The sequence below is a fragment of the Akkermansia sp. KLE1798 genome (assembly GCF_001580195.1).
Taxonomy (GTDB): Bacteria; Verrucomicrobiota; Verrucomicrobiia; order Verrucomicrobiales; family Akkermansiaceae; genus Akkermansia; species Akkermansia biwaensis.
Genome location: NZ_KQ971078.1, coordinates 46,481 through 72,446, shown reverse-complemented (window position 1 = coordinate 72,446; position 25,966 = coordinate 46,481). Strand labels below are relative to the sequence as shown.

The following is a 25,966-nucleotide window of genomic DNA, read 5'->3' as shown; positions in this document are numbered from 1 at the left end:
GGGAGAAACGCCCTTTTCAGTTTTTAAAGGCAGTGGGTTGGTAGGCGGGCAGTGCGGGAATGGGAACGTACCCGGGGGGAAGATCGTCCCATACGGGATGGAGCGGTTTGGGTTCCGTTTCAAAAACCTCTCCGTTGAAGGATTTGATGATGGTCCGGAAGGAACCCTGCGGCGACGGACGGATCACGAAAGGGCGAGGGGGCGATTCCGGAAGATTCATGCTTAAATTTATTTCTTCTTCATTCCAGGCCGGCCAAACGTCCGCCGGAGCCGATATTTCCCGGATTTCCGTATTGGTCGCGGAACGGGGCGTGTGGAAGAAGGGACTGTCCGGGTCTCCGTCATTCAGCCAGACTTCCTCGTCCGGCGTCTCCGTCGTGATGATCATGCCTTCCTGGGTGTTTGAATGGTTGAATTCGTACCCCGTCAGGTTGCCGCCGTCCGCATCATCCCTGTCGCTGTTCATATGGATGTTGATGGAAACCTTGTTTTCCGGCGCTTCCTGCTCCTCCGGCGTCTGGAAAATGGCCGCCTGCCGCTTCAGCGCCTCCGGGGAGGTGCCGCGCGCGTATTTTGGGAAGAAAACGCTTTTGGTATCTATTTTCCCCGGGCGGACTTTCACGGGTTCGTCGGACAGCTCAAAGATGTATTTCACAGGCCGTTCTTCTGCGTAGGCCCGGTGAAAGGCGCATTCCAGGAACGCCATGGCCAGACATGTCAGAAGATACAGGCATGGAGAAGCTTTCATGATAGGTGAACGACTCTGTTAGAACAGAAAGAAGACAAAGATTCAATGCTAAAAAGCAAGAAATTCCGCGCGTTTTCCGGGTAATGACGCCTTATTTGCCATACTACGGGGTCAAAACGGCGTTTCTGTCGTTTCTCTGCTTGGCAGCTGTGGGCGGCTGTCTTATGGTGAGCACATGATGAAAAAGATTTTCCCTTGTCTGCTGGTCTTCCTGGCCGTTTTCTGGTGCGGCTGCGAGAATAAGCCGTCCGGAGGAGAAAAGGAACCGGTGCGTTCTGAGAAGAACGGGGAAAAACAGGCTGAATCTTCCGCAGATACGGGAAAGTCCGGAACCTGGAAAAACCGTCTTCAGGCGGCTTCCGCAGGGGCCGAACGCGCCAGGGGAGACGATAAAAAACACGTGGAGGCCCTGAACGAACTTGCCTCCCTTTATGCGGAAGGCCTGCAAAACGGCTGGGTTCATCCGCTGGATGTCCGGTCCTGGTGCGAGTCCGTGGCGGAGTCCGGCGCCGGTTATTCCGGGGAGACGGTCATCGGAGCCCTTTTTCTTTACGGTACCGGAGTAACGCGTGATCCGGCCGCAGCCAGGGAATGGTTTGAATATGGCCTGGGCCGGCCCGGCAGCCAGCGCGGAAATGCCCTGTACATGCTGGGCATGATGTATTCCAAAGGGGACGGCGTCAATCAGGACCAGAACAAGGCCCTGGAACTGTGGCACAAGGCGGCGGATGAAAATCACCCGGGCGCTCTGTCCCTGCTGGGGCGCGCATCCATGGAGGGGAAGCTGGGCTTGGACAAGGATGCGGCATCAGGGCTGGCCTTTCTGGAAAGGGCCGCCAACGGCGGGGATGTGGCGGCGTCCATGTATCTGGGGCGCGTCTACGCCAAGGGGGAGGGAGTGGCGCAGGACATGGAGCGCGCCTTGAAATGGTACCAGCAGGCCGCTTCCGGCGGGGATCCCCATGCGCAGTATATCGTGGGGCTGGCTTATCTGGACGGTTCCGGCGTTCCCGTGGATGAGGGGAAGGCGTTCAACTGGCTCCGTCTGGCGGCGGGGCAGGAACACGTGAACGCCATGCTGATGCTTTCCGTCTGCTACAGCACGGGCAAAGGCACCCGGCAGGATGCGAACATGGCGGAAGTCTGGAAAAAGAAGGCTCTTGAGCTGAATAGCCGGAGGCAGACGCCGCAGGAAGGGCGCCAGCCTTCCTCCGCCCCATGAGGAAGAGTCAGTTTTCCTGAATTTCCTGATGCAGGAATTTCAGGGCTTCCTTCCGTTCCAGAATGGCGAATCCCCGCTCGTCGGGGATGACGAGCAGCCCGTTCCGGTTTTCCAGAATGGCGTGAATCATGGCAAAGACGTGCCCCGTGGCGCATTCGTCTTCCAAAATGAAGCGCAGCATGTTGGTGCGGTCTCCTATTTTTTTCAGGGCGCCGCGGTCGCGTTTGAAGGCTTTGCGCGCGTCTTCCGTCTCCATGACCCAGAACACGTCCAGCTGGGATTCCCCTTCTTCATCCAGGTAGCTGCCTTCCAGCACATGGTCCGGGGCTTCTTCCGGAGCTCCGGAGAGGTTCAGTTGAAAACAGGGGTCCAGGCGGAACATGGCCTGCTGGAGTTCTTCCCCGGAAGGCAGCGGGGCGTCCTGGACGAAAAGCCAGAATTCCTGGTCGTCCCCGGATGAGGCGGCGTGGGTCATGGGCCGGATTGTGGCATTCCTGCGCCATTTTCCCACAGGGATTTGTGACAGTCGGGAGCCGCTGGTTGATTTTTGAATGTTCAACGTCTTCCCGCGCGATTAAAAACAGGGGCATGAGCGAGATTCCCGTAATGATGACCATCGCCGGTTCCGACTGTTCCGCCGGGGCCGGACTCCAGGCGGACCTGAAGGCGGCGCACGCCATGGGCGCTTTCGCGCTGACGGCGGTCACCTGCATCGTCTCGGAAGTGCCCGGACTCGTGCGCGGCATCCAGGAAGTGGAGCCGGAACTGGTGGCCGACCAGGTCAGAATCAATCTGGAACATTTTCCCGTTGCCGCCGTGAAGACGGGCATGCTGTATTCTCCCTCCATTGTCCGCGCCGTGCACGGGGTGCTGAAGAATGCGGACATTCCCCTGGTGGTGGACCCCGTCATGATCGCGACGGCCGGCGACCGCCTGATGCGGGAAGAGGCCGTGGCCGTTTATGAGGAACTGCTCCTGCTGCGTGCCGCCCTGCTGACCCCCAATCTGGACGAAGCCGCCGTGCTGCTCCGTTCCTCCTCCAATCCGGAGCGGGATGAATTGCCGGAAGCCGCCGCCAGGCTGGCCCTGCGGTACGGGTGCCCCGTGCTGCTGAAAGGCGGCCATCTGGCCGGGGACTGCCGCGACGTGCTTGCGGGGCCGGACGGCCGCATGCTGGGGGAATGGACGCGTCCGCGCGTGCGGGATGTCAGCACGCACGGAACGGGGTGCTCCCTGTCCGCCGCCATTGCCGCGCGTTTGGCGGCGGGGGACGGACTCGTGACTGCGGTGGAACGCGGGCTGGAATTCATCGCCGCCGCCATCCGCGACCATGTGCGCTGGGAGCGTCCCGCGCGCGTGGATGCGCTGAAGCTGTGGTGACCTTTTTCCCCGTACGGACTTTGCGGCAATGGCGCCGTGATGCGGGGAAACCCGCTGAAAAGCGGATGGGAAAGCCGCCTTTCTGTGCCCTAATAACGCTTTGTGCTTGCGTATCGGATGCCGGGTTGGTAGTCCTATCTGCGCCCATGTATGGCATGGAGCTTTTCAAAAATTAGTAATTATCATAGCAATATCACTATGGGACAGCAAATCCGCAAAGTCACCAAGCGCCGCAGACGTGCCGATTACCTTAAGCGTAAGAAGGAACAGGCCAAGTTGAATTCCAATACGCCTATCCGCCTGGCTACTCCCGTTGCCAAGGAAGCAAAGCCGGCCGCCAAGGAAGTTCCCGCCAAAAAGACCGCGGCCAAGGCTCCTGCCAAGAAGGCTGACGCGAAGAAAACGGAAACCAAGAAAGCGGAACCCAAGGCCGCTGCCGCCAAGAAGGCTCCTGCCAAAAAGCCGGCTGCCAAGAAGGAAGCCGCCGAGCCCGCGGCTGAATCCGCGGCTGAATAATTGTCCGCATGGCCGGGATTGCCCCCGTGCGTCCATCAAACGGTTTAACAAGCCGCCCCGCCTGATGCGCGGCGGCTTTTTGCGTGCCGCGGCATCTTCCGCATCCGGCCATATTCGCGGCACCGGGCGCAATTGTCCGGAAAATGTATTGACGCTTCACCCTTCGCGGCCCTACATAGAAGGGAATATCATTCCGTTTTTCCGCCATGCGCCACGATACGACAGACAAACCCAAGGGACACCGCAATTACATCATCATTGCCTGTGATGTCCTTCTTTTCCTGGCCATGCTCAAGTGGCTTCCCGTGGAGCCTCAGGTAGCCAAGGGCCTTGCCGTGCTGACGTTCATCGGCATCCTGTGGCTGACGGAGGCTTTGCATGTGACCGTGACTGCCCTGCTGGTGCCTGTTCTGGCCATGTTCATGGGCATTCTGCCGGGCGCCAGGGCGCTGGCCGGATTTGCGGACCCCACCATTTTCCTGTTCTTCGGCGGTTTTGCGATAGCGGGGGCTCTGCATGAACAGAAGATAGATTCATGGCTAGCCGGGAAGATACTGGCCGTGGCGCGGGGAAGCCTGGGCATGGCCCTGGTTCTGATTTTCCTGGCGACGGCATTCCTTTCCATGTGGATGTCCAATACGGCCACTGCGGCCATGATGCTGCCGCTGGTGATCGGCCTGCTGGACCGCATTCCGAAGGAGAAAATCAAGACCACGGCTCCGTTCGCCGTGCTGGGGGTGGCCTACAGCGCGTCCATCGGCGGCATGGGCACGCTGGTGGGCTCTCCTCCCAATGCGATTGCGGCCCATGAGCTTGCCATGGGGTTTGCGGAATGGTTCCGTATTGCAATGCCCATTGTGGCCGTGTTCGGCGTGTTGGTGTTCTCCCTGATGTACCTGTTTTTCAAGCCCAACCTGAAGCTGCACGTGGATATGGCGCCCGCCACGGACGAGGAACGGCCTTCCGGCCTGGACGGAAAGCAGATTCGCGTTTTGATCCTGTTTGCCGTGATTGCGGGGTGCTGGATGGGCAGCGGTTTTCTTTCCTCCCTGCTGGGCGGCATTCCTTCCATGGATACGCTGATTGCCCTGTGCGCCGTGGTGCTGCTGCCCCTGTGCGGCGTCATCAACTGGAGCGGCATTGCCAAAAATACGGATTGGGGCGTGCTGCTCCTGTTTGGCGGGGGCATTACTCTCAGCACGGTTCTCGTTCAGACGGACGCGGCCAAATTCCTGGCAAATCAGGTTTCCGACCTGGCAATGGGGCAGAATCCTCTGATCATTCTGCTGATCATCAGCGTTTTTATCACGTCCCTGACGGAGTTTTGTTCCAATACGGCCAGCGCCGCCCTGGTGGCTCCGCTGATGGTGACGGTGGCTTCCGCCATGGGAATGTCCGCCACGCCGCTGGTGCTTCTGGTAGGCATCGGCGCTTCCTGCGCGTTCATGCTCCCCGTATCCACGCCGCCCAACGCGCTCGCCTTCGCCACGGGGAGAGTCCCCCAGATGTCCATGATCAAGGTCGGCCTGCTGATCAATGTGGTGCTCGTGTTCGTCAAGGCGTTCTGGGCCTGGATATTCTGGATGTAACGCCGCCGGAAGGGGAATATGGCCGGTTTCATGGGGCCTTCCGTTTTACACGGGAGTGCTGTCCTACAGCCTTTTCATGAGGCCTTTTCCTGCCGTTCCAGGGCGGCCTTCTTGTCCAGTTTGGCCAGTTTGGCGATCAGGTAGAAGAAGGAGGGAATGAAGAAAACGCCGATAAAGACGGCCGTAATCATCCCCCCGATCACGCCGATGCCCACCACCTGCCGCGCCGCCGCTCCCGCGCCCGTGGCCAGGGCCAGAGGAAGACAGCCCATGATGAAGGCGATGCTGGTCATCAGGATGGGCCGCAAACGGATTCTGGCCGCATCCAGGGTGGCGGTGAGCAGGTCTTTCCCCTGTTTGAGTTCCAGCACGGCGAATTCCACGATGAGGATGGCGTTTTTCGCCGCCAGGGCAATCAGCACGATGAGCCCGATTTCCGAGTAAATGTTCAATTGCTGGCCGAAAATCCACAGCGCCGCGAAGGCGCCCAGAATGGCGATGGGAACGGTCATGAAGACGGCGACGGGGAGCGACCAGCTTTCATACAGGGAGGCCAGGATCAGGAAAACGAATATGGCGGAGGCCGCGAAAATCATGCCGATGGTGATGCCGTGCTGCGCCTGTTTTTCCTGATAGCTCATGCCGGAGTATCCGTAGCCCATGCCTGCGGGCATCGTCTGGGTAAATACCTCTTCCAGGGCGTTCATGACCTGTCCGGAGGAATAGCCTTCCGCTGGCGTGATGTTGAGCTGGGAACTGTTGAACATGTTCTGGCGGATCAGGAATTCCGGGGCCCATCCGTGCGTGACGTTGATGACGGAGTCCAGAGGAACCGGGTCCCCGTTGTTGTTGCGCACGTAGAACATGGAAAGCTTGTCGATGCTGTCCCGGTATGGGGCGTCCGCCTGCATGTACACCTGCCATTCCTGGCCGTAGATGTTGAAGTTGTTCAGGAAGGTACTCCCCATGTACGCCTGGATGGTGGCATAAATCTCATCCACGTTCATGTTCTGGAGGGTAGCCTGTTCCGTATTGACGTTCAGATTGTATTGAAGGTTGGAGGGAGACATGAAGTTGCTGATGCCCGCAATTTCCGGCCTTTTCCCGGCCGCCTCGATGAATTTGGACGTATTGGAGGCCAGGAATTCCTCGCCTATGCCCTGGCGGTCTTCCAGCAGGAAGGTGACGTCCCCGGACGTTCCCACTCCCGGGAGGGGGGGAGGCGGAACCACGTAGGCCATGCCGGAGGAAATTGACGCGTTCAGCTTGCTCTTCAGCCTGGCGGCGATGGCGTCCGCCGTCATGTCCGGTCCCTTTCGTTCGGACCAGGGCTTCAGGGAAATGAAGAAGAAGGAGTTGGAGGAGCTCTGGACGCTGCTGATCAGGTTGAAGCCGTTGACGGTGGTGACCACTTCCACGCCGGGGTCTTCCCGGATGATCCGTTCAATCTGCGCGGAGGTTTTTTCCGTGACATTCAGGGAGGTATTGTCCGGCAGTTCCGCGCCGCCGAACAGGTAGCCCTGGTCTTCATTGGGAAGGAAGCCGGAGGGAATGAGCCTGGCCATCGGAAAGAGCAGGGCGGTCATGGCGGCCAGCAGCAGAATGGACACCCACATGCGGCGGATCAGCCAGGAACAGGCGTTGACGTACCAGTCCCGCGCCTTGTTGAATCCCTTGTTGAACATGTTGAAAAAGGGGCCCAGCAGCCAGATGGTGTCCGAATTGCCGCCTTTCAGCAGCCGGGAGGACAGCGCCGGACTGAGGGACAGCGCGCAGAAGGCGGAAATGATGATGGACATGCCAATGGTCACGGCGAACTGCTCAAACAGCTTTCCCGATACGCCGGGGAGCAGCAGTGTGGGAACGAACACGCAGGAAATCACCAGGGCCGTACTGACAATGGGGCCGGATACTTCCCGCATGGCCGCGATGGTGGCCGGCAAGGGCTTTTCTCCATTGGAAATGTGGTTTTTCACCGCTTCCACCACCACGATGGCATCATCCACCACCAGGCCGATGGCCAGCACCAGCCCCATCAGGCAGATGGTGTTGATGGAAAAGCCGAAGAACGGGAAGGCGATGAAGGCCCCGACGATGGAGACCGGAACGGCAAATGCCGGAATGAGCGTTCCGCGCCACCCCTGCAGGAAGATGAATACGACCAGGACCACGAGCCCCAGCGCGATGAGCAGGGTGCTGACGATGTCTTCAATCCCGGCGCGTACGGCCAGGGTGGAATCCAGGGAAACCAGGTAATCCATGTCCGGCGGCAGGTTGCTTTTTGCCAGAAGGGCCTTGATGTTGTCCACCAGCTGAATGGCGTTTCCGCCCGGCGCTTCGTAAATGCCCAGGGAGGCGGCCGGCATGCCGTTGACGGTGGAGCTGAGGCTGTAGGTTTCCGAACCCAGTTCCACGCGGGCGACGTCGCTCACCCGCACGATGGAGCTGCCCTGGCCGCGCACCACGATGTTTTCAAACTCCTCCACGGTCGTCAGGCGTCCGGGAGCCTTGACGGTAAAGGAAAGCTGCTGGTCCGGCGGAGCGGGCTGGGCGCCTATCTTCCCCGCCGGATTTACGGCGTTCTGGGCCTGGACGGCCAGCATGACGTCCCTGGCCGTGATGTTCAGGGCCGCCATTTTTTCCGGATTCAGCCAGATGCGCATGGCGTAGCGGCCGGAGCCGAAGACCTGGACATCCCCCACGCCGGGGACGCGCTTGATGGCATCCACCATGTTGATGTAGGCGTAGTTGGCCAGCCACAGGCCGTCATAGGTTCCGTTGGGGGAATAAAAGCTGATGACCAGGGCGGGCAGCCCGCTGGTTTTCCGCAGGGAGATGCCCAGTTCGCTGACTTCCGGCGGAAGCTGGGAGGTGGCCTGTCCGTAGCGCAGGTAGGAGAGCACCTGGTCCATGTTCGCCTCCGTGCCTGTCTCGAACAGGATCATCATGCTCATCTGCCCGTTGTTGGTGTTGACGGAGGTCATGTAGGACATGCCGTCCACGCCGGACATTTGCTGTTCGATGGGGGAGGCGATGGATTTGACCACCGTTTCGCAGTCGGCCCCGGGATAGGTGGCCGTCACCTGGATGGAGGGGGGGATGATGTCCGGGTATTCGGAAACGGGAAGGCGCAGAATGGAGAAGGCCCCCAGCAGGACGATGATGATGGAGAGGCAGAAGGAAAGAATGGGGCGCTTGATGAAGAAGTCGGCCATGGTGAAAAAGGGCTTATTGGTTGGAGGCAGGGACCGCTTTCAGGCGCGCGTCCGGATTCCGGGTGGCCGCCTCCGCCTGGAGAAGGCCGTCCACGACTACTTTGCTCTGCGGAGTGAGGGAGTCCGGCTTCAGGGGAGTGACCTGCTGCCGCTCCCCGATCTGCGTCCCGGCCTGCACGGGGACGATGGAGGGGTGGTTGTTTTCATCCAGCGTGACCACGAAAAAGCGGCCCTGCGTGGAAAGAATGGCCTTGGCGGGCACCGTCAGCGCATTTTTAACGGTGGCGAGCTGCGCCGTGGCGATGATGAACATGCCGGGCCTCAGCAGGTAGTCCCTGTTGGGAAGGTTGGCTTGGACGCGGATCGTTCCCGTCTGGGGGTTGAATGCCCGGTCAATGGCCACGACGGTGGCTTGTTCCGGATAGGTGCTGCCGTCCTTGAGCGTGATGTCCAGCTTGCTGTCCGTGCGGATGCCTTCGTCCCCGTTTTTTCCCGCCTGCTGAATCCATTCCTGCTGGGTGACGGCAAAATTGACGCGGATAGGGTCCACGGAGGAGACGATGGCCAGGGCGCCGCTTTCCGGACTGACCAGGTCGCCTATGTTTGTCTTGGAGATGCCGGCGATTCCGTCAAAGGGGGCGTACAGGATGGTGTAGGAAAGGTTCCTTTTGGCCAGTTCCAGCGCGGCCGTGGCCTCCCTCACCTGGGCTTCCGCAGCGATGGCGGACAGGCGCGTGTCTTCATATTTTTGTTTGGAGATGGCGTTCTCCGCCGCCAGCGGCTTGTAAATCTGCAAGTCGTAATTCAACTGCTGCAACTGGGCCTGCGACTGTTCCAGCGTGGCCTGGGCCTTGGTTACCTGGTCCTTGAAAACGGTATCGTCAATCCGGAAGAGGACTTCCCCCTTTTTCACGACGGCGCCGTTGGAATAGTTCTGCGTTTGCAGGTAGCCCGTCACCTGCGGCACGATGGAGGCGTTATCCACCCCGTCCAGATGGCCCACCCAGCTTCCCTTGACGGGAATGTCCATCGCGACCGGGTGTTCATACGTAAGCGTGGGCATTTCAGGCGCCTGCCGTTCCGCTTTTTTACAGCCGGGAAGGAGCAGGCAGGTCACGGAGAGAAAGGCGGCAAAAACGGAAATAGAGCCCGTCAGGCGTGTCAAGTCCATGCTGTGAATGACATGTCCGGGTGTCCCTTTGTTGAAAGAAGGCTTTCCGGGCGGCAGCGCCGTCCGTGTCATGCAGGGGTGATTTCGGCCGCATCATGCGGCCGGATAGGCCACGGACGCCGGAGGGAAGGAGCTGGGGAGGAAGGCTCCCGTCAGCTTCCCGAACCACAGGATGGCGTGGGTGCCTGCAACGATGAGGATCACGTCCAACCGGCCATGTTGAATATCTTGCCGTGGAAGATGCTGCTGTTTGATTCTGCCCTATTTGTATAAAAAGGCGGTTTTCGGCGTACGGCCTGCCGTGCGGTCAAGCAGCGGTGGGATTTCCTTGTTTAAGTATCCGGCCTGTTTCAGGTACTTTTTAATTTTGGCCGCATTGCCGGGAAAAGAGCGGAGCAGCATGGCAATGAAATCTTCTTCCAGCAGTTGAATATTGTTTTTGACCATGTCGTTCCTTTTGGAGGCCGTACTCAGCTTGTACTGGAACAGGCGTTCCCTCCGCTGCAGTTGCAGAAAATCCAATTTCTTTTTGTTCATCAGATTCCGGGAGTCTGCCATGAATTCTTCCCCCTTTTTCTGTTGTTTTTTCTCTGACTCGGGATCGTAGGAGAGACGCATGTCTTTAATGATCCGGGCACAATACTCGGCGCGCAGGATAGTTGGAATGACCGTGTCTCCGTTTATCGCGTCGTTGCGGGAATAAGCCATATGGCGGACCGCACTGATTTTGGTCAGATAATCCAGTAATCTTGAATGAGACCAGGAAATCATTTCATCCGGTTTTTCCTCCATTTGAAAAAACGGAGCCGCCGCGACGTAGTAAAAAACCCATAAACGGGATTGGATACGCTCCATGTCTCGAACCTGTTCATCTTCATCATCTATCTTTGCCAGTTCCCGGGATGCGGACTGATAGAACTCCTCCAGCTTTCCTTCCTCAAGCAATGTGTTTAGTTGAAAAGCCATATTCTCCGGAGACTTGAGAATCCGGGGACAGGGGGGAGAAGGCACATCAGGAGCCAGCTTTACCGGTGTACCGAGAACTAAACCGGCACCTGCCAAACAGGAAAAAAAGATGATGATGATCCGGGCCATAAAGATTGTGTCAGGGTTTCCGGTTTGCGTGACGTCTTGTAACAGAGCTGCTTGATTCCCGTTCTTTGGACACTACGGCCGAATGGTGTTACTTTGATGGCAACGCCTTCTTCCTTGAAGCCGACCAGTCGAATCGAAAATACCGTTTTTGCGTAGTGATGTCTACGATTGAATCTGAACATTGGCTGGTACTGAACTTGGTGACCCGGCACCATTCCTGAGGCAAATCCTTGCAGCGGTTCATGGTCTTGGGGATCCGGTGTTATCAATAAGAACGAGTCTCCCGTTTACATCAGCAGCTATGACCAACGGTTTGTGTTCATCCGCCATTTCGGGAAGTGGCTTGGGAATGTTCTTTAAATGGGTTTTGGAAATGACTTCCCATTCCAGTTTTTCTGCATCTCGCATGAGAGAAGGTTTTCCTGTCAGGGGAGCGTCACCAATTCCCCAATCCCCAGGTTTTTACGCTTTTTGTCTTCAGCTCCGCTTTTGGGCGGTTCTTTACCTTCTTCTTTTGCAAGATGAATATCAGCGGATAGTTCATCCGGAACCGATTCCATTTGCAAAGTGCCGGTATTTTCCTTCCCGGCGTTTGCGACAGATGGAAGAATTCCTCCTGAAACCGGCCCTGCGGATAATTTCGTGATGGAGGCGACATGGAGCATGAGAAGAGATTAGAGATTGGATTAAAACGCCATCAGCCTTCTCTAAAGAAGAAAATATGTTCCTTAATTGTCCATGATTTTTTATTGGATTCTAGGTGGCCTGATCCGTGTTTTATCCATTTTTACGGGATAAAAATGTATCAGGATTTATGGCTGGAGTCCCCCAGCATCCGGATGAATTCCCCGATCCACAGGACGATGGAAGTTCCTGCCAAGATAAGGCCCCAGTCCGTCCAGCTCAGGGGTACTACGTTAAACATCTTGCCGCCGAAGGTGACAATGAGGTACTGCCCGGTCAGGATGAGCAGGGCCACCAGGCCGAAGCCTCCGATGCTGGCGCCCATGCGCGCGAAAGCGCTCCTGTGTGTATTGAATGCCTTGGCGTTGAACATGTTCCAGAACTGAAGAAGAACGAAGATGGTGAAGAACAGGGACAGTTCGTAAGGCGTCAGTTCATGTTCCGGGGATGAAAAGTCCAGGTAGCTTCCCAGATAGCCGGAGACGCTGAATTGGGTGAGGCTGGTGATGTCCGCATGCTTGAAGTATTGGAGCAGCCCGAACAGGAAGGCCACGAACAGAATGCCCACGCCCAGGATGTCCCTGCCCATGGGGCGGGTGATGATATGGTCCGTGGTTTTGCGCGGCGGGTCCCGCATCACGCGTTCGTCCGGCGGCAGGGAAGCCAGGGCCAGGGCGGCGAAGGTGTCCATGATCAGGTTCACCCACAGCATTTGCGTGACGGTGAGGGGGGATTCCGTTCCCAGAAAGGCGCCGATGAGCACGATGAGGCAGGCCGCCACGTTGATGGTCATCTGGAACACGATGAATCGCTGGATGTTCCGGTACAGGGAACGGCCCCACATGACGGCACGGGAAATGCTCATGAAGGAGTTGTCCAGAATGGTGATGGCGCTGGCCTCCTTGGCGACGGTGGTGCCGTCCCCCATGGAAAGCCCCACCTGGGCGGCGTTCAGCGCGGGGGCGTCATTGGTGCCGTCCCCGGTGACGGCCACCACCTGGCCTTTCCGCTGGAGCAGCTTTACCAGGCGTTCCTTGTCCATGGGCCTGGCGCGGCACATGATTTTGAGGTCCATCACGCGGTCCAGCAATTCCCCGTCCGGCGTCCGTTCAAATTCCACGCCCGTCATCAGGCGGTCCGGCGTGTCCGCTTCCGTCCACAGGCCGATCTGGCGGCCGATTTCCCGTGCGGTGCCCGGCGTGTCTCCCGTGACGATCTTGATGCTGATTCCGGCATCCATGCAGTCCTTCACGGCCTGGGGAACGTCGTCCCTGACGGGGTCGGAAATGGCGGTGATGCCCAGGTAAACCAGGTCGTGCCGTGCCAGTTTCCCATCCTGGAACACGGGGGCGTCATCATCCAGAATACGGTAGGCGAAGCCCAGCGTGCGCATGGCCTGGTTCTGGTAGGCCAGCAGTTGTTCCTCAATGGCCGGGCGCATGGCGGCGGCGTCCGTCTCTCCGTCCGGCGTGCGCACCGTGGCGCAGTTGCCCAGCACGATTTCCGGCGCGCCCTTCACGTACAGGACTTTTTTACCCAGCAGGGGGGAGTCCACGACGGTGGCCATGTACTTGCGTTCCGTGGAGAAGGTGAGCTGTTCCAGAACGCGCGCGTTTTCCCGCAGGTCCAGGTAGTTTACTCCCTGGCCGTGCAGCCAGAGCAGCAGGGCACCCTCCGTCGGATTGCCCAGCGCCTTGATGTGTTCGGGATCGGCATAATCCAGGAAAGCGGTGGAGTTGACGGCAATGCCTTCCCGGATCAGGTTCCCCAGTTCGTCATCCGCCGGGAGGGCGTCTCCCAGGCCGTAGAAATTCGCCTTGTACACGTTCATCTGGTTGCGCGTCAGGGTACCCGTCTTGTCCGTGCAGATGACGGTGGCGGCCCCCATGGTCTCGCAGGCGTGCATCTTGCGCACCAGGTTGTTGGCTTTCAGCATGCTTTTCATGCTGAGGGCCAGGCTCAGCGTGACGCTCATGGGCAGCCCCTCCGGCACCGTCACCACGATGACCGTGACGGCGATCATGATGGTGTTCAGGATGTAGCTGCCCGCGGCCAGCCAGTCCACCGCGCCTTCCAGACGGGTGAAGTACAGGGTGAGGCGGCCAATGATGATCAGGGCGGCAATGGCGTAGCTGGCCCAGGTAATCAGGTCCCCCAGCCGGGAAAGCTGGCGGTTCAGAGGCGTTTCCACCTTGTTGTCTATCTGGGAGCCTTCGTAAACCTTGCCGTATTCCGTCTTGTCCCCCACGGCCTTCACTTCCATGACGCCGTGGCCGTCCACCACGGTGGTTCCCTTCAGGACATGGTTGGAGGGATAGGTGGCGTCCGGCTTGAATTCGGCTTCCACCGTGGTTTTGCTGATGAGGGGTTCCCCGGTCAGCGTGGATTCGTTGACCTGGAGGGAAACGGCGTCCAGCAGAACACCGTCCGCGGGGACTTCCTCTCCGGTGTTCAGGACGACGACGTCTCCGACCACCACGTCGCGGCGGGGAATTTCGCAGATATTGCCGCCGCGGATGACCTGCACCATCGTATCGTCGTTGACCTGGTTCAGGATTTCAAATTTTTTATTGGCGCTCACCTCAAAGGCGAAGCCTACGCAGGTGGCCAGCAGAATGGCCACCAGGATGCCGACGGGTTCCAGAAAGACGCTTGCCGGTTCCGCCCCGGAGAAGAATTGGTAGCAGGCTACGCCGACAGACAGCACCAGGGCTACGAGAAGTATCTTGATGATGGGGTCGGAGAATTTTTCCAGAAACTGCTTCCACAAAGGCTCCTTTTCAGGGGGAGTCAGGATATTGACGCCGTATTTGTCACGGTTTTCCAGAACCTGCTTTTCCGTGAGTCCCTGGTAATGTGCTGTATTCTTCATGTCCGGAACGCTTGTTTACCTGATTCGGTCCGGGGATGGAAGCCCATAGGGCGCTTTGAAGGAACGATGACGGGAGTTTTTGCGGCGCGGGTCCCTCCTGAGGGCATATCCGGAATTGCAGACTTGACTTTGAACGTGTTCCGGCGATTCTGGTGGACCTATGTGGAACGATCTCTGTCATGGCCTTTCCGTTCTTTCCGCCGCTTTTGCGATCGCCTGCCGGTCGTGGGGCTTCTGGATGTCCGTAGGCGGTGTGGCGGGGCTGGCAGCGGTTTACGTGTGGTGGAGGCGGCGGATGGTGCTGTGGGCTTTTTTCCTGGCGCTCCTGTTCCCCCTGGCCGTAGTGGGGATTGTCTGCTGCAAGCTGATGGACAGGGATAGTTTTTTGTGCGTGGCGCAGCCGGAGGCCAAATCCCTGGCGGGCGTGTATGCCGTGGAGTCCACCCCCCGCGAGCGGTGGTTTTCCCGCCCGGCGGAGCTGAACCGTTTTTTCCAGGTCAGTTCATCCACTATCCAGCTTCATGAAGACGGAAGCTGCGAGGTTTCCTCCTTCCCCCGCCGGGAGTCCTGGGGATGGTGGATATCACAAGCGGAGAACAGGGACGACTTGTCCGTGCTGGAGGAAGATCTTGTCTCCACCTACCGGGGCACCTGGTCCCTGACGCAGAACGGAGGGTATTATGCCGTATCCATTTCCTGCCCTCCCGGGAACGGCTATACCCTTTATCTGGGCGGCGAGAATGCGCAATGCCTGGTGATGCCCGTCAATCCGTCCAATCCCATGGAGGCGGTGACGTTCGAGAAGGTAGGGCGGTGAAGGGCGGCCGTGGATGAAAGGGGCACCGGTTGGGAGGAGCCTCTTGTTAAGATGACATTCCCCGTTTAATATTCGTAAGAGTTGCGGAGAATGGCGGCTTCCGTGCCCGTGAATGGGGTTCGGTTTGTTTCGCCTGTCCTGCGGGCTCTGAGCCGCACACTTGGTACGGTCCATGAATATCCGGTTTCCCTGCCTTGAGGGCTGAAAAAGTCTTTGCGGCGTCGCGGACAGAAATGAGCTGGCAGTTGTTCTGCGGTTCCGGATATTCGGAGGCTATTTGACTTTTCCTCCTTCATAGACGAATACCTCGAAGGGTTTCAGCGTGAAGGTGAGTTCCTTGTCAATGTCCACAGTCTTTCCGGTGAAGCCGTCCAGGGGGCGCTGGTCGTCAAAGGAGTCCTTGAAGGTAATGCCGCCTTTGACGTTGGCGGGAATGTCCAGGATGCTGCGGAGAGTGGCGGTCAGGCTTTTTTCCCGGTCGGAAGAGTTGCGGAGGGCCAGTGTGGCCTTGTCCTTGTTCCAGGCGGCCCAGCCGTAAACGGAGCCTTCCCTGCTTTCCTTGTCCCACGGGTTGCCGCCCACCCAGTGCACGTCGTCCAGCACGTCCGCATTGCGGCGTATCCACTTGATGCCTTTGGCAAGTTCGTCCCACAGCACGCCGCCATGGGCGTTCATCAGGTCACGGTCCAGATAGAGCTCCTGGAGAGAGGTTCCGCACGCCACGGCGCAGCGGAGTTCCTTTTTCACGTTTTCCGGTTCCTTGGGCATGCAGTCTGGAGGACCGTGCCTGGTGACTATCAGTCCGTGCGTCATCATGGAGTTGATGGGCATGAGCGGAGAGCCCTGGACGAATACCTCATGCACCAGGCGGTCGCGGTAGGTGATCCATTTGTCGCGGTTGTCGCCCACGCCGATGGTGCCGAAGTCGTTTTCCTGCCTCCAGACGGAGTCCGCGTAACGGAACCAGAAGGGGGAGGCCCAGGTGCCTACGGTACAGTTGATGTACAGGTCGCCCTTCTTTTTGCGAAGCGCCTCCACCACGCGGATGATGCCTTCCGCGTCTTCCTCGTTTCCGGGGCCTTTGGCGTGGAAATGGGTGCTGATGCCGTCGAATTTGAAGTATTTCATGTTGTAGTCCTTCACCATCTGGGAGCAGCGGCCCACGAAGGCGTCGAAGTATTCCTTGTTGGAAAGCTGGAAGTTGCCGATTTTGTTGTCCGGATGCTTGACGTTCCAGTGGGCGAGGCGCTTGCCCTTGGAGGCTCCGTAGCCGCCCACCGGGCCCAGCCATGCGCCGATGCCCGCCTTCTGTTTGGCGGCGGCGGCATTAACGCGCCTGAAGCCCTGGGGGAACATCTTGTGGAAGTCCCACAGGCTGTTGAATTCGTCCCAGCCGTCATCCCAGACGAAGGCGTCAATGGCCGTGCCGCTCTTCTGGAAAAATTGTTCCTGCCAGTCTTTCAGCACGGCCAGGCATTGCTCTTCCGTCATGCGTTTGGCGGGGTCGGAATCGTTGTTGCGGTTGATGTTCAGCTCATACCAGGAGTTGTAATGGATGAAGGGGCGGTAGGGCATGGCGCGCTCCCGTTCCATGTACGCGAGGAAGGACCTGCGCTGCTGCCCGGGGGCGAAGAGACCGATAACGGAGGATACGTTCCAGATTTCCCTGGGCTGGAGGGTTGTCTTGCGGCTCCAGACGCCTTGCGCTATTCGGGAGTCCGCCGGCAGGGCGTCTTCCTTCTCCGCGGTGGTTACGGGCAGGGAGAAAGTGATTTCCCCCTTGCTGGCGATCGGCTCCGTCTTTGTTTCCGCCCAGTAGCGCAACATGTAGCCGCCCCTGGCGGGAACCTTGACCTTGTAGGTATTGTTGGCGCTGGAGTCTCCCGTAACGCCGGGATGGAAATCGGAATCAAGGACGGCTCCCTGCGCGGACAGGAGCTGTACTCCGGCGAGGTTCAGCTTGTTGTTTCCCCCGTCGCCCCCTGTGTACCGGAACGTAATCGTGAGATTGCCCTTGCCGTTGATGGAGACGGGTCCTTCCGCGGCGGCAAGATGGTCCCCGTACTGTTTTTTCAGTTCCCGGGGGATGTTGAAATTGCCCGTCCAGGAGTTTTTCACCCATTTATCCGCTTTCCAGTCCGTGCCGCCGTCCCCGGCATTTTCCGCGTTTCCGGCGGTATTGATGCCCATGGGAGTTTCCAGCGCGGCGAATGCCAGGTCATTGACGACGAGCGCTCCCCTGGCGTTTCCGGAAATGCGCGGTTCCCCGGCTTTTCCGCCGATGAGGTCATACTGCATGGCCACGATGTTTTTCATCTGAACGGGCTGGGTGCTCACCAGCCGCAGTTCCTGGCGCAGGTAGTGGGAATTGTCCCGCAGTACGGCGCGCCAGGAAATGCGCAGCGTGCCGTTCAGCGCCTGAAAGGTGGCCGTCAGGGCTTTGCCCGGGTAGCGTTCCGCGAGTCTGAACGCCTTGGGATCGGGCGGCAGGTTGGCAATTTTGACGTTGGACGCCTTCAATTCGGAAGATTTGATGCTCCGTCCGTCTGCCAGGTTGACGATGAACAGTTCTCCCCCCGCCTTGGCGACGGGGCCCAGTTTAGACGTGAGACCGCCAAAGGAAATGCTGCCGTTTTTATCCAGGAATTTGGCTGTCAGGATGCTGTTGGAAAGAGTATAGGCGGAGCCGGACTGTACTGCTCCGGCGGCTCCGGGAGGCGGTCCCGGGAAGACGACAGCCGCCGTGGCTGCGGACAACATGGCTGGTACGGCGGCCAGTAGAAGAATTCTGTTGAGGAATTTCATGGAGCAGAATGAATGGAATTGCAGGAAATCGTAAAGTCTGACGCTGTTTCTTCAAGGAAAAACGCTCCGAATAGCTGGCCGGCTTCCGGATGTTTTTCAATGCTTTCCGGATACGGGGGAAAACGGGACTTTTTGCCACGGCATGACACGAAAGCATTGCTTTTTTGTCCTCCGCCCTGGGTCTAATCTGCATGTACAGGGTAGCTGATCAGATCGTTGAAATCTTGGAAAGGGCAGGCGTCAAGCGCATTTACGGCATTGTAGGGGACAGCCTGAACCCTATCACGGATGCGCTGCGGAAGAAAAAGACCATTGAATGGATCCATGTGCGCCATGAAGAGGCGGCCGCCTTTGCCGCGAGCGCGGAAGCCCAGTTGAGCGGGAACCTGGCCGTCTGCTGCGGCAGCAGCGGCCCCGGCAACCTCCATTTGATCAACGGCCTGTTTGACGCCCACAGGAGCCACGCTCCCGTGCTGGCCATCGCCTCCGACATTCCGCAGAGCCAGATAGGCCTGGAATATTTCCAGGCCACGCATCCGGAACAGCTTTTCAGGGAATGCAGTTCTTATGCGGAACTGATTTCCGAAGGGTCCCAGGCTCCCCGCATCCTGATGTCCGCCATCCAGCATGCGTGGGCCAGGCGCGACGTGGGCGTCGTCGTCCTGCCCGGAGACATCGCGGACGCTCCTGCGGAAATGGAGGACCTGGTGCATCTCCCTTCCTACACCCGTGAGCACGTCGTTCCGGAACACGAGTCTCTTTCCCTTCTGGCGCGGATGTTTGACGAGCACCGCCGCATCACCTTTTTCTGCGGCGCCGGATGCGCCGGGGCGCAGGACAAGGTTGTCCGGCTCGCCCACCGCCTGAAGGCCCCGATCGCCTACACGTGGCGCGGGAAGGATTATTTTGAGCATGACAATCCCCTGGGCATCGGGATGACGGGGCTCCTCGGCTGGGGAGACGCCTACAAGGCCATGCACGAAAGCGACATGATCGTGCTGTGGGGGACGGATTTTCCCTATTTCAATTTTATTCCCACCAAGCCGAAGATCGTGCAGATCGACAGGCGCGGGGAAGTGCTGGGACGCCGCTCCCGCCTGGACCTGGGCATTTGCGGGGACGTATCCGTTACGGCGGAAGCGCTGTTGAACATGGTTCAGGAGAAAACGGATTCCGAGCATCTGGAGGCCTCCCTGAAGCGCCACGCCAAGGACGTAAAGGACATGAACGCGTACATGGAAGGCAACGACAAGGAGTCTCCCATCCGTCCGGAGCAGCTCACCACCGCCCTGAACAAGTATGCCGCTTCCGACGCCGTGTTTACGGTGGATACGGGCACCCCGTGCATCTGGAGCGCCCGCTTCCTTTGCGCGACGATGGGCCGGAGCATGATTGCCTCCTTCAACCACGGTTCCATGGCCAACGCCATGCCGATGGCCATGGGCGCGCAGAAGGAATATCCGGACCGCCAGGTGATTGCCCTCTGCGGGGACGGCGGCCTGTCCATGCTGCTGGGGGATCTCATCACGATCGCACAGTACAAGCTGCCGGTCAAAATCGTGGTGTATAACAATGGCTGCCTGGATTTCATCCAGCTGGAAATGCAGGCCGCGGGCCTGATTCCGTGGCAGATCGACCTGGACAACCCGTCTTTTTCCGCCGTGGCGGACGCCATGGGCATCAAGGGGTTCCTGCTGGACAAGTCCAGCCAGGTGGACCAGATGGTGCAGACGTTCCTGAATTATCCGGGGCCGGCGCTTCTGGACGCCCATGTGGACCGGGATGCCCTGGCCCTGCCGCCCTATATCAGCGTGGGACAGGCCGCGGATTTCTCCCTTTCCATGATGAAGCAGACCTTCACCGGAGAGATCAAGCAGGTCTGGAATACGCTGGCGGGTAACAGGAAGCTGTTCAAGCCGTGATGTGCTGCGGACAATGGGCAGATGCCGGAGATTAAAGATGAAGTTGTCTTTCCTGTCTTTAATCCTTTGTCCTGGGTCACTCCATTGAAAGGGCTTTTTTCAGCGCTTCCGTCACCATTTTCGGGTTGGCCTTGCCTCGGGCAGCTTTCATGACCTGGCCGGTGAGCCAGTTGAGGAGCTTGTCGTTGCCGCCCAGGATTTCCTGAACCTTGTCCGGGTTGGCGGCGATGACTTCCGCCACGATGCCGTCCAGGAAGGAGGAGTCCGCCTTTTCAAAGCCGAGCAGTTTGGCGGCTTCCGCCGCGGAGAGGTCCGGCTCCTCCCACATTTTGTTGAAGACTTCCCGGGCCTGGTTGTTGGAGACCGTGCCGTCGTCAATGATGGCGATCAGCCCGCGGATGGCTTCCGGCTTCACCGGACATTCGGACGGGCGCATGCCTTTTTCGTTCAGGACGGAGGAAATGTTGTTGATTACCCAGTTGGCCACTTTCTTGCCGCTGGAGGCTCCCTGCGCGGCTTCTTCAAAGAAGCGGGCCAGCTCCAGGTCTCCTACCAGCACGTTGGCGTCGTATTCGCTCAGGCCGTATTCTTCCATGAAGCGTTTCTGCCGCTCCTGCGGGAGTTCCGGAATCATGCCGCGCACCTTGTCCAGAAGCGGGGCCGTGCGCACGGGCACCAGGTCAGGGCAGGGGAAGTAGCGGTAGTCGTGCGCGTCTTCCTTCGTGCGCATCACGGAGCTTTCCCCCCGTTCGTCGTCCCAGCGGCGCGTGGACTGCACCTGGGGAATGCCCATGTCCAGTTCTTCCGCCTGGCGCCGGATTTCGTAATGCAGGGCGCGGCGCACCGCGGACATGGAGTTGAGGTTTTTCATTTCCACCTTGGCGCCCAGCTCCTTCTGGCCTTTTGGCCGCAGGGAGATGTTCACGTCGCAACGCATCTGGCCCTTTTCCATGTCGGCGTCGGAAATGTCGCCGTAGTTCAGGATTTGCTGAAGGGATTTGAGGTAGGCGTAGGCTTCTTCCGGAGTGTCGATGTCCGGGTCGGAGACGATTTCCATCAGCGCGGACCCGGCGCGGTTGTAGTCGATCAGGGAATAGGTGGCGTGGTGGGTGATTTTGGCGGCGTCTTCCTCCAGATGGATGCGCGTAAGCTTGACCGTGCGGAACGGGGGCACTCCGGCCTTGATCACGTCGTTGGGGTAGGACCACGGGTACAGAGGCACTTCGCCGCCCAGGCACAGGGGCAGGTCAAGCTGGGAGGTCTGGTAGTTCTTCGCCATGTCCGGGTAGAAATAGTTTTTGCGGTCCCACTGGGATATTTTCGGGCTGGAGCAGCCCAGCATCAGCCCGGTCAACAGGGTGCGTTCAATCGCGAATTCGTTCAGGACGGGCAGGGCACCGGGCAATCCCAGGCAGGTGGGGCAGACGCGCGTATTGGGTTCAAAGCCAAAGCCGGTCTCGCAGGAGCAGAACATTTTGCTCTTTGTCTTGATCTGGCAGTGGACTTCCAGGCCAATGGTCACGATGTAATCTGAAATTGCCATAAAATTCGGAACGCTTGAGTATCGCGGAAACTGTACGGGACCGCCTCCGGCCTGTCCAGTAAAAAGCCCTTTCCGCCGGGCGCAGGCGGGAGGGCGCGGAGTCAGGGATAAAGTGGACGACAAAACGCCGGGCGAATGGACCGGGAATTGTCCGGGAACCGTTGTTGCGGCTTCCGGGAACGACCGTTTGAGTTTTTTTCCTTGCCGGTATCTGACGGCATTCATTTTTTCCGCCGGGAAAGAAGCGTATTTGAGCAAATCCGGTGCAGGAAAGGGCAGGGCATCCTTTCCATGTCCTTAACCCTTAAATTTGGGAAGGAACCTTCTTTTTGCCGCGGGCGCATGCCGTCTCCCCCATCGGCCCGGATGCCGGAGCCGCTTTTCAGATTTGCCCGGAAAGGGCACCTTCCTTTTCTCGCCGCCCGGGCATGGGGACCGGCTGCCACTCGGGCGTCCAGTTTCCGGCTTTTGTTTCTTTCGGCGCTTTCCGGGGCGCCTCTTTCTTCGTTCTGGACGTTCAGTCCTGTAAAATGCCCAGTTCCTTGAGCTGCTGGATGGGGCGTTCCGGCCAGAGCTTGTTGGCGACGGGGCTGGCGGGGCTCGGATGGAGCAGGGTGCCGATGGTGAACGATTTGTCCGGCAGGAGCGCGGCGGCAGCCCGGAGCTTTTGCGTGGCGTATGCCCCCACGCCCACGAGGGTATGCGGATTCAGGATGGTGATGAGGGCTACCAGATGCCGCATGCACACGGCGTCCACGGCGGCGCGCTGTTCCGCGGGCAGCTTGTCCGGAGTGATGTTGGCGCCTGTGGCGCTCATCCAGACCAGGGGGCAGTAGTTGGCCACGTAGTTGTGGCGGAAGAAGTTTTCCGCCGTGCCGAAGGTTTCCGCAAACAGCCCCCACAGGCGGCGGCCGCTCACTTCCGAACGCGGGCAGTCAAACCCCTCCACGGGGCGTTTGGGGTGGGTGTGTTCCGGCCTGCCCACTTCTTCGCGGATGTGCATCCAGTTGACGACGGCGTCCACTTCTCCGAAGGGCACGCCCGTCTGGGCCATGCCGAAGGGGCCGGGATTCATGCCCAGGAAAAGATGCCTTTTTTCACCGTTTCCGTATTTCAGGACGTATTGTTCGTGCGGAGCCCATGCGTAGGAAAGCGGATTGTAGGTGAAGTGTACGGGCTCCCCGAACCGGAGCCGGGCTGTTCCGTCCCGGAGGTCGGCCGTGGCGTTCAGAATGGCGGATGCGGTGGCGTTCATGCCTCCTTATCATGGGGCCTTTTCGTTTATTGCGCCAGCAAAAACTCCGCGCTTGCATTATTTGTCCGGCACGGTAACATTTCCCCCCGGACAAGTTAACCTTATTACTTATGAGTGGAATAGCCATTATGACATCGGGCGGTGACGCCGCCGGCATGAATCCGGCGATCAAGTCTGCCGTGGATCATGCCCGCCAGCTTGGAATGAATCCCTACGTTGTCTATGACGGTCTGGAAGGGCTGATCGATGGAAAGATCAAGGAGGCTACCCGAGAACTGACCAGCGACATGATTTACCGTGGCGGAACTCTCCTCCGCTCTTCCCGCTCCAAGCGCTTTTTCGACTACGAATTCCGCAAGCAGGCCTATGAACATCTGAAGGCGCGCGACATCAACAAGCTCATCATTATGGGCGGCGACGGCTCTTTCCGTGCCCTGAACGACTTTTTCAACGATTTTGAAGTGCCCTTCGCCGGCATTCCGGCCACGATCGACAACGACATCGCTGGGACGGACTACTGCCTGGGCGTGGATACGGCCCAGAACGTCATTCTGGACTGCATCGATTCCGTGCGCGATACCGCCCGCTCCCATCACCGTGCGTTCGTGATTGAGACCATGGGCCGAGATTGCGGCTACCTGGCGATGACCACCGCCCTGTGCAGCGCGGCGGATATTTGCATCGTCCCCGAAATTCCCTACGATCTGGAGTCCATTTACAAGCGCCTCCAGCCCGCCATCAACGAGGAAGGGAGCTGCATCATCGCCGTGGTGGCGGAAGGCACCCGCGTAGCCCAATACCTCACCCGCTGGTTGACGGAACGCGCCGGCATGGATACCCGCCTGACCGTTCTGGGCCATGTACAGCGCGGCGGCTCTCCCTCCGCCCGCGACCGCCTGATGGGCACCCGCTTTGCCACGCGCGCCGTGGAAGCCCTGCACAAGGGGGACATCAACCAGATCATGGTGTACCACGACGGACAGTACGGCTATGCCTCCCTGGACGCCGTGGCCGGCCAGCAGTATTCCGTCAATCCGGACATCATCAACCTTTGCCGCGAACTGAGCTGCTGATTCGTTCCGCGGCCGGACGCATCTTTTTTTCCGCCCATGCGCTTCTTTCCGGAAGCATGGGCGGATTTGTTTTGAAAAGCCGCATCCGTCCTAGTATCATAAAAGCGGAAATTTTCCTGAAAACAGTATGATGAGAGTTATCGTTACGGGCGGAGCCGGATTCATCGGCTCCAATCTGGTCAGGCTGCTGCTGGAGCGCGGCTGTGAAGTCCTGAACATTGACGCCCTGACTTATGCGGGCAACATTCATTCCCTGGATGACGTGGCGGACCTGCCCGCGTACCGTTTTCTGCATGCGGACGTGCGGGATGCCGAACTGATGCGGCGCACCATGAAGGAGTATTCCCCGGATTGGGTGATGCACCTGGCGGCGGAATCCCATGTGGACCGCTCCATTGACGATCCGGGAGATTTCATTACCACGAACGTGATGGGAACTTTTTCCATGCTCCAGGCCGCCCTGGATTGCTACCGCTCTCTGGAGGGGGAAAGGAAGCAGCGTTTCCGCTTCCATCACATTTCCACCGACGAAGTGTACGGTACTTTGGGCCGGGACGGCCTGTTTACGGAAGCCACGCCGTACAGCCCCCATTCCCCGTATTCCGCCAGCAAGGCGGGCAGCGACCATTTGGTGCGCGCCTGGCACGATACGTACGGCCTGCCCGTACTGGTCACGAACTGCTCCAATAATTACGGCCCCTACCAGTTTCCCGAGAAGCTGATTCCCGTGGTGATCCTGAAGGCCCTGGCCGGGGAGCCCATCCCCGTGTACGGCAAGGGGGAGAACGTCCGGGACTGGCTGTATGTGCTGGACCATTGCGAAGCGCTGTTTACCGTCGTTTCTTCCGGGAAACCCGGGGAAACGTACAATATAGGCGGCAATAACGAAAAAACGAATCTGGAACTGGTGGAGCTGCTGTGCTCCCATCTGGACGAATTGCGGCCGCGCGCGGACGGCGGAAGCTACCGGGACCAGATTACGTTTGTCCGGGACAGGCCGGGGCATGACCTGCGCTACGCGATCGACGCTTCCAAGATACGCCGGGAGCTGGGCTGGGAGCCCAAGCAGGACCATTCCTCCGGATTCAGGAAGACCATCGAATGGTATTTGACCCATGAAGAGTGGTGGCGGCGCATCCTTTCCGGGGACTACCGTTTGGAGCGTTTGGGAATTAATGGATAGGAGATTGATATGAAAGGTATTGTTCTGGCCGGAGGGAGCGGCACCCGCCTGCATCCCGTGACGCTTTCCGTCAGCAAGCAGCTGCTGCCCATTTACGACAAGCCGATGGTGTATTATCCCATTTCCGTGCTGATGCTGGCCGGAATACGGGAGATTCTCATCATTTCCTCCCCGGAGGCCTTGCCGCTATACCGCGAGCTGCTGGGTGACGGAAGCAGGTTCGGCGTGACTTTCGATTTCAAGGTCCAACCCAGACCGGAAGGGCTGGCCCAGGCGTTTACCATTGGGAAGGAGTTCATCGGCGGAGATTCGGTGGCCCTGGTGCTGGGGGACAATATTTTTTACGGCCGCGGCCTGACGGAGAAGTTGAGAAGGGCCGCCGCCCTGGAAAGCGGGGCAACCGTTTTCGGCTACCAGGTGCATGATCCGCAGCGTTTCGGCGTGGTGGAGTTTGACAAGGAGGGAAAGGCGGTCTCCATTGAGGAAAAGCCCGCCAATCCCAAGTCGGACATGGCCGTGACGGGGCTGTATTTTTACGACAACCAGGTGGTGGACATCGCCGGGCAGATTCCCAAATCCGCCCGCGGGGAACTGGAAATCACGTCCGTGAACCAGGAGTACCTGAAGCAGGGGCTGCTACGCGTGGAAAAACTGGCCCGCGGCTATACCTGGCTGGATACCGGAACGCATGATACGCTGCTGGAGGCGTCCATGTTCGTCCGCACGCTGGAACACCACCAGGGGTTCAAGGTGGCGTGTCTGGAAGAAATCGCCTTCAACAACGGCTGGATTTCCGCGGAAGTTCTGCAGAAACAGGCGGAAACCATGCGCAACAACAGCTACGGCCAGTATCTGCTGGATTTGCTTCCTTGAGAG

At 58.9% G+C, this 25,966-nt stretch carries 19 protein-coding genes; 9 read left to right on the top strand and 10 right to left on the bottom strand.

Translation table 11 applies throughout. The features are described 5' to 3' along the window. Positions 1 to 16: 16 nt before the first annotated feature. A complete protein-coding gene (locus HMPREF3039_RS03935; protein ID WP_067569050.1) occupies positions 17 to 748 on the bottom strand; it encodes a hypothetical protein in 732 nt (243 codons plus the stop codon). Positions 749 to 923: 175 nt separating this feature from the next. Between HMPREF3039_RS03935 and HMPREF3039_RS03930 the strand changes: the two genes are divergently transcribed. After that, complete coding sequence (locus tag HMPREF3039_RS03930; protein ID WP_067569047.1) at positions 924 to 1,970, top strand: tetratricopeptide repeat protein; 1,047 nt, start codon at positions 924 to 926, stop codon at positions 1,968 to 1,970. A 7-nt stretch (positions 1,971 to 1,977) separates the two neighbouring features. Here HMPREF3039_RS03930 and HMPREF3039_RS03925 read toward each other — a convergent pair whose 3' ends face one another. Then, positions 1,978 to 2,445: a hypothetical protein gene (locus HMPREF3039_RS03925; protein ID WP_067569040.1), complete on the bottom strand. Its 468-nt coding sequence runs from the start codon at positions 2,443 to 2,445 to the stop codon at positions 1,978 to 1,980. 113 nt (positions 2,446 to 2,558) lie between these two features. Between HMPREF3039_RS03925 and thiD the strand changes: the two genes are divergently transcribed. From thiD to HMPREF3039_RS03910, 3 genes are all read left to right on the top strand, one after another. After that, positions 2,559 to 3,350, top strand: a complete 792-nt coding sequence (thiD, locus tag HMPREF3039_RS03920; protein WP_067569157.1) for a bifunctional hydroxymethylpyrimidine kinase/phosphomethylpyrimidine kinase — start codon at positions 2,559 to 2,561, stop codon at positions 3,348 to 3,350. 198 nt (positions 3,351 to 3,548) lie between these two features. After that, complete coding sequence (locus tag HMPREF3039_RS14095; RefSeq protein WP_067569038.1) at positions 3,549 to 3,866, top strand: hypothetical protein; 318 nt, start codon at positions 3,549 to 3,551, stop codon at positions 3,864 to 3,866. Between the two features lie 206 nt (positions 3,867 to 4,072). Next, a complete protein-coding gene (locus HMPREF3039_RS03910; protein WP_067569036.1) occupies positions 4,073 to 5,455 on the top strand; it encodes an SLC13 family permease in 1,383 nt (460 codons plus the stop codon). 74 nt (positions 5,456 to 5,529) lie between these two features. On the opposite strand, the gene HMPREF3039_RS03905 is transcribed toward HMPREF3039_RS03910, so the two are convergent. From HMPREF3039_RS03905 to HMPREF3039_RS03885, 5 genes are all read right to left on the bottom strand, one after another. Next, positions 5,530 to 8,670 (bottom strand): efflux RND transporter permease subunit, encoded by a 3,141-nt coding sequence (locus HMPREF3039_RS03905; protein ID WP_067569030.1) that lies wholly within the window; start codon positions 8,668 to 8,670, stop codon positions 5,530 to 5,532. A 13-nt stretch (positions 8,671 to 8,683) separates the two neighbouring features. Further along, positions 8,684 to 9,841, bottom strand: a complete 1,158-nt coding sequence (locus tag HMPREF3039_RS03900; protein ID WP_167506799.1) for an efflux RND transporter periplasmic adaptor subunit — start codon at positions 9,839 to 9,841, stop codon at positions 8,684 to 8,686. Positions 9,842 to 10,102: 261 nt separating this feature from the next. Beyond that, positions 10,103 to 10,936 (bottom strand): hypothetical protein, encoded by an 834-nt coding sequence (locus tag HMPREF3039_RS03895; protein WP_067982620.1) that lies wholly within the window; start codon positions 10,934 to 10,936, stop codon positions 10,103 to 10,105. A 425-nt stretch (positions 10,937 to 11,361) separates the two neighbouring features. Then, positions 11,362 to 11,601 (bottom strand): hypothetical protein, encoded by a 240-nt coding sequence (locus HMPREF3039_RS03890; RefSeq protein WP_067569023.1) that lies wholly within the window; start codon positions 11,599 to 11,601, stop codon positions 11,362 to 11,364. Positions 11,602 to 11,741: 140 nt separating this feature from the next. Further along, the gene (locus HMPREF3039_RS03885) at positions 11,742 to 14,492 is read right to left on the bottom strand and encodes a calcium-translocating P-type ATPase, PMCA-type (RefSeq protein ID WP_067569021.1); all 2,751 of its coding nucleotides are present in this window, start codon (positions 14,490 to 14,492) and stop codon (positions 11,742 to 11,744) included. A 160-nt stretch (positions 14,493 to 14,652) separates the two neighbouring features. Here HMPREF3039_RS03885 and HMPREF3039_RS03880 point away from each other — a divergent pair, with 160 nt between their 5' ends. Next, complete coding sequence (locus HMPREF3039_RS03880) at positions 14,653 to 15,309, top strand: hypothetical protein (protein ID WP_067569019.1); 657 nt, start codon at positions 14,653 to 14,655, stop codon at positions 15,307 to 15,309. Positions 15,310 to 15,582: 273 nt separating this feature from the next. Here HMPREF3039_RS03880 and HMPREF3039_RS03875 read toward each other — a convergent pair whose 3' ends face one another. After that, positions 15,583 to 18,114, bottom strand: coding sequence for an alpha-amylase family protein (locus tag HMPREF3039_RS03875; RefSeq protein WP_067569017.1), 2,532 nt, complete (start codon positions 18,112 to 18,114; stop codon positions 15,583 to 15,585). Positions 18,115 to 18,305: 191 nt separating this feature from the next. On the opposite strand from HMPREF3039_RS03875, the gene HMPREF3039_RS03870 reads away from it, so the two are divergent. Further along, a complete protein-coding gene (locus tag HMPREF3039_RS03870) occupies positions 18,306 to 20,036 on the top strand; it encodes a thiamine pyrophosphate-dependent enzyme (protein WP_067569015.1) in 1,731 nt (576 codons plus the stop codon). 76 nt (positions 20,037 to 20,112) lie between these two features. Here HMPREF3039_RS03870 and gatB read toward each other — a convergent pair whose 3' ends face one another. Next, positions 20,113 to 21,579, bottom strand: a complete 1,467-nt coding sequence (gene gatB, locus HMPREF3039_RS03865; RefSeq protein WP_067569011.1) for an Asp-tRNA(Asn)/Glu-tRNA(Gln) amidotransferase subunit GatB — start codon at positions 21,577 to 21,579, stop codon at positions 20,113 to 20,115. Positions 21,580 to 22,096: 517 nt separating this feature from the next. Further along, the gene (locus HMPREF3039_RS03860; RefSeq protein ID WP_067569008.1) at positions 22,097 to 22,834 is read right to left on the bottom strand and encodes a uracil-DNA glycosylase family protein; all 738 of its coding nucleotides are present in this window, start codon (positions 22,832 to 22,834) and stop codon (positions 22,097 to 22,099) included. A gap of 128 nt (positions 22,835 to 22,962) precedes the next feature. Between HMPREF3039_RS03860 and HMPREF3039_RS03855 the strand changes: the two genes are divergently transcribed. The 3 genes from HMPREF3039_RS03855 to rfbA all read left to right on the top strand — a co-directional run bounded on the left by HMPREF3039_RS03855 (position 22,963) and on the right by rfbA (position 25,963). Continuing rightward, on the top strand, positions 22,963 to 23,907 hold the full coding sequence (locus tag HMPREF3039_RS03855; RefSeq protein WP_231863839.1) for a 6-phosphofructokinase: 945 nt from the start codon (positions 22,963 to 22,965) through the stop codon (positions 23,905 to 23,907). 130 nt (positions 23,908 to 24,037) lie between these two features. Then, positions 24,038 to 25,090, top strand: coding sequence for a dTDP-glucose 4,6-dehydratase (rfbB, locus tag HMPREF3039_RS03850; RefSeq protein ID WP_067569155.1), 1,053 nt, complete (start codon positions 24,038 to 24,040; stop codon positions 25,088 to 25,090). A 9-nt stretch (positions 25,091 to 25,099) separates the two neighbouring features. Next, entirely contained in the window at positions 25,100 to 25,963 is an 864-nt protein-coding gene (gene rfbA / locus HMPREF3039_RS03845; protein WP_067569004.1) for a glucose-1-phosphate thymidylyltransferase RfbA, read from the top strand. Positions 25,964 to 25,966: the final 3 nt, after the last annotated feature.

What these genes read in the sequence shown, in the direction of transcription:
- HMPREF3039_RS03935 (WP_067569050.1), bottom strand. Translation starts at nt 748, where the DNA reads ATGAAAGCTTCTCCATGCCTGTATCTTCTGACATGTCTGGCCATGGCG.
- HMPREF3039_RS03930 (WP_067569047.1), top strand. Translation starts at nt 924, where the DNA reads ATGATGAAAAAGATTTTCCCTTGTCTGCTGGTCTTCCTGGCCGTTTTC.
- HMPREF3039_RS03925 (WP_067569040.1), bottom strand. Translation starts at nt 2,445, where the DNA reads ATGACCCACGCCGCCTCATCCGGGGACGACCAGGAATTCTGGCTTTTC.
- thiD (WP_067569157.1), top strand. Translation starts at nt 2,559, where the DNA reads ATGAGCGAGATTCCCGTAATGATGACCATCGCCGGTTCCGACTGTTCC.
- HMPREF3039_RS14095 (WP_067569038.1), top strand. Translation starts at nt 3,549, where the DNA reads ATGGGACAGCAAATCCGCAAAGTCACCAAGCGCCGCAGACGTGCCGAT.
- HMPREF3039_RS03910 (WP_067569036.1), top strand. Translation starts at nt 4,073, where the DNA reads ATGCGCCACGATACGACAGACAAACCCAAGGGACACCGCAATTACATC.
- HMPREF3039_RS03905 (WP_067569030.1), bottom strand. Translation starts at nt 8,670, where the DNA reads ATGGCCGACTTCTTCATCAAGCGCCCCATTCTTTCCTTCTGCCTCTCC.
- HMPREF3039_RS03900 (WP_167506799.1), bottom strand. Translation starts at nt 9,841, where the DNA reads ATGGACTTGACACGCCTGACGGGCTCTATTTCCGTTTTTGCCGCCTTT.
- HMPREF3039_RS03895 (WP_067982620.1), bottom strand. Translation starts at nt 10,936, where the DNA reads ATGGCCCGGATCATCATCATCTTTTTTTCCTGTTTGGCAGGTGCCGGT.
- HMPREF3039_RS03890 (WP_067569023.1), bottom strand. Translation starts at nt 11,601, where the DNA reads ATGCTCCATGTCGCCTCCATCACGAAATTATCCGCAGGGCCGGTTTCA.
- HMPREF3039_RS03885 (WP_067569021.1), bottom strand. Translation starts at nt 14,492, where the DNA reads ATGAAGAATACAGCACATTACCAGGGACTCACGGAAAAGCAGGTTCTG.
- HMPREF3039_RS03880 (WP_067569019.1), top strand. Translation starts at nt 14,653, where the DNA reads ATGTGGAACGATCTCTGTCATGGCCTTTCCGTTCTTTCCGCCGCTTTT.
- HMPREF3039_RS03875 (WP_067569017.1), bottom strand. Translation starts at nt 18,114, where the DNA reads ATGAAATTCCTCAACAGAATTCTTCTACTGGCCGCCGTACCAGCCATG.
- HMPREF3039_RS03870 (WP_067569015.1), top strand. Translation starts at nt 18,306, where the DNA reads ATGTACAGGGTAGCTGATCAGATCGTTGAAATCTTGGAAAGGGCAGGC.
- gatB (WP_067569011.1), bottom strand. Translation starts at nt 21,579, where the DNA reads ATGGCAATTTCAGATTACATCGTGACCATTGGCCTGGAAGTCCACTGC.
- HMPREF3039_RS03860 (WP_067569008.1), bottom strand. Translation starts at nt 22,834, where the DNA reads ATGAACGCCACCGCATCCGCCATTCTGAACGCCACGGCCGACCTCCGG.
- HMPREF3039_RS03855 (WP_231863839.1), top strand. Translation starts at nt 22,963, where the DNA reads ATGACATCGGGCGGTGACGCCGCCGGCATGAATCCGGCGATCAAGTCT.
- rfbB (WP_067569155.1), top strand. Translation starts at nt 24,038, where the DNA reads ATGAGAGTTATCGTTACGGGCGGAGCCGGATTCATCGGCTCCAATCTG.
- rfbA (WP_067569004.1), top strand. Translation starts at nt 25,100, where the DNA reads ATGAAAGGTATTGTTCTGGCCGGAGGGAGCGGCACCCGCCTGCATCCC.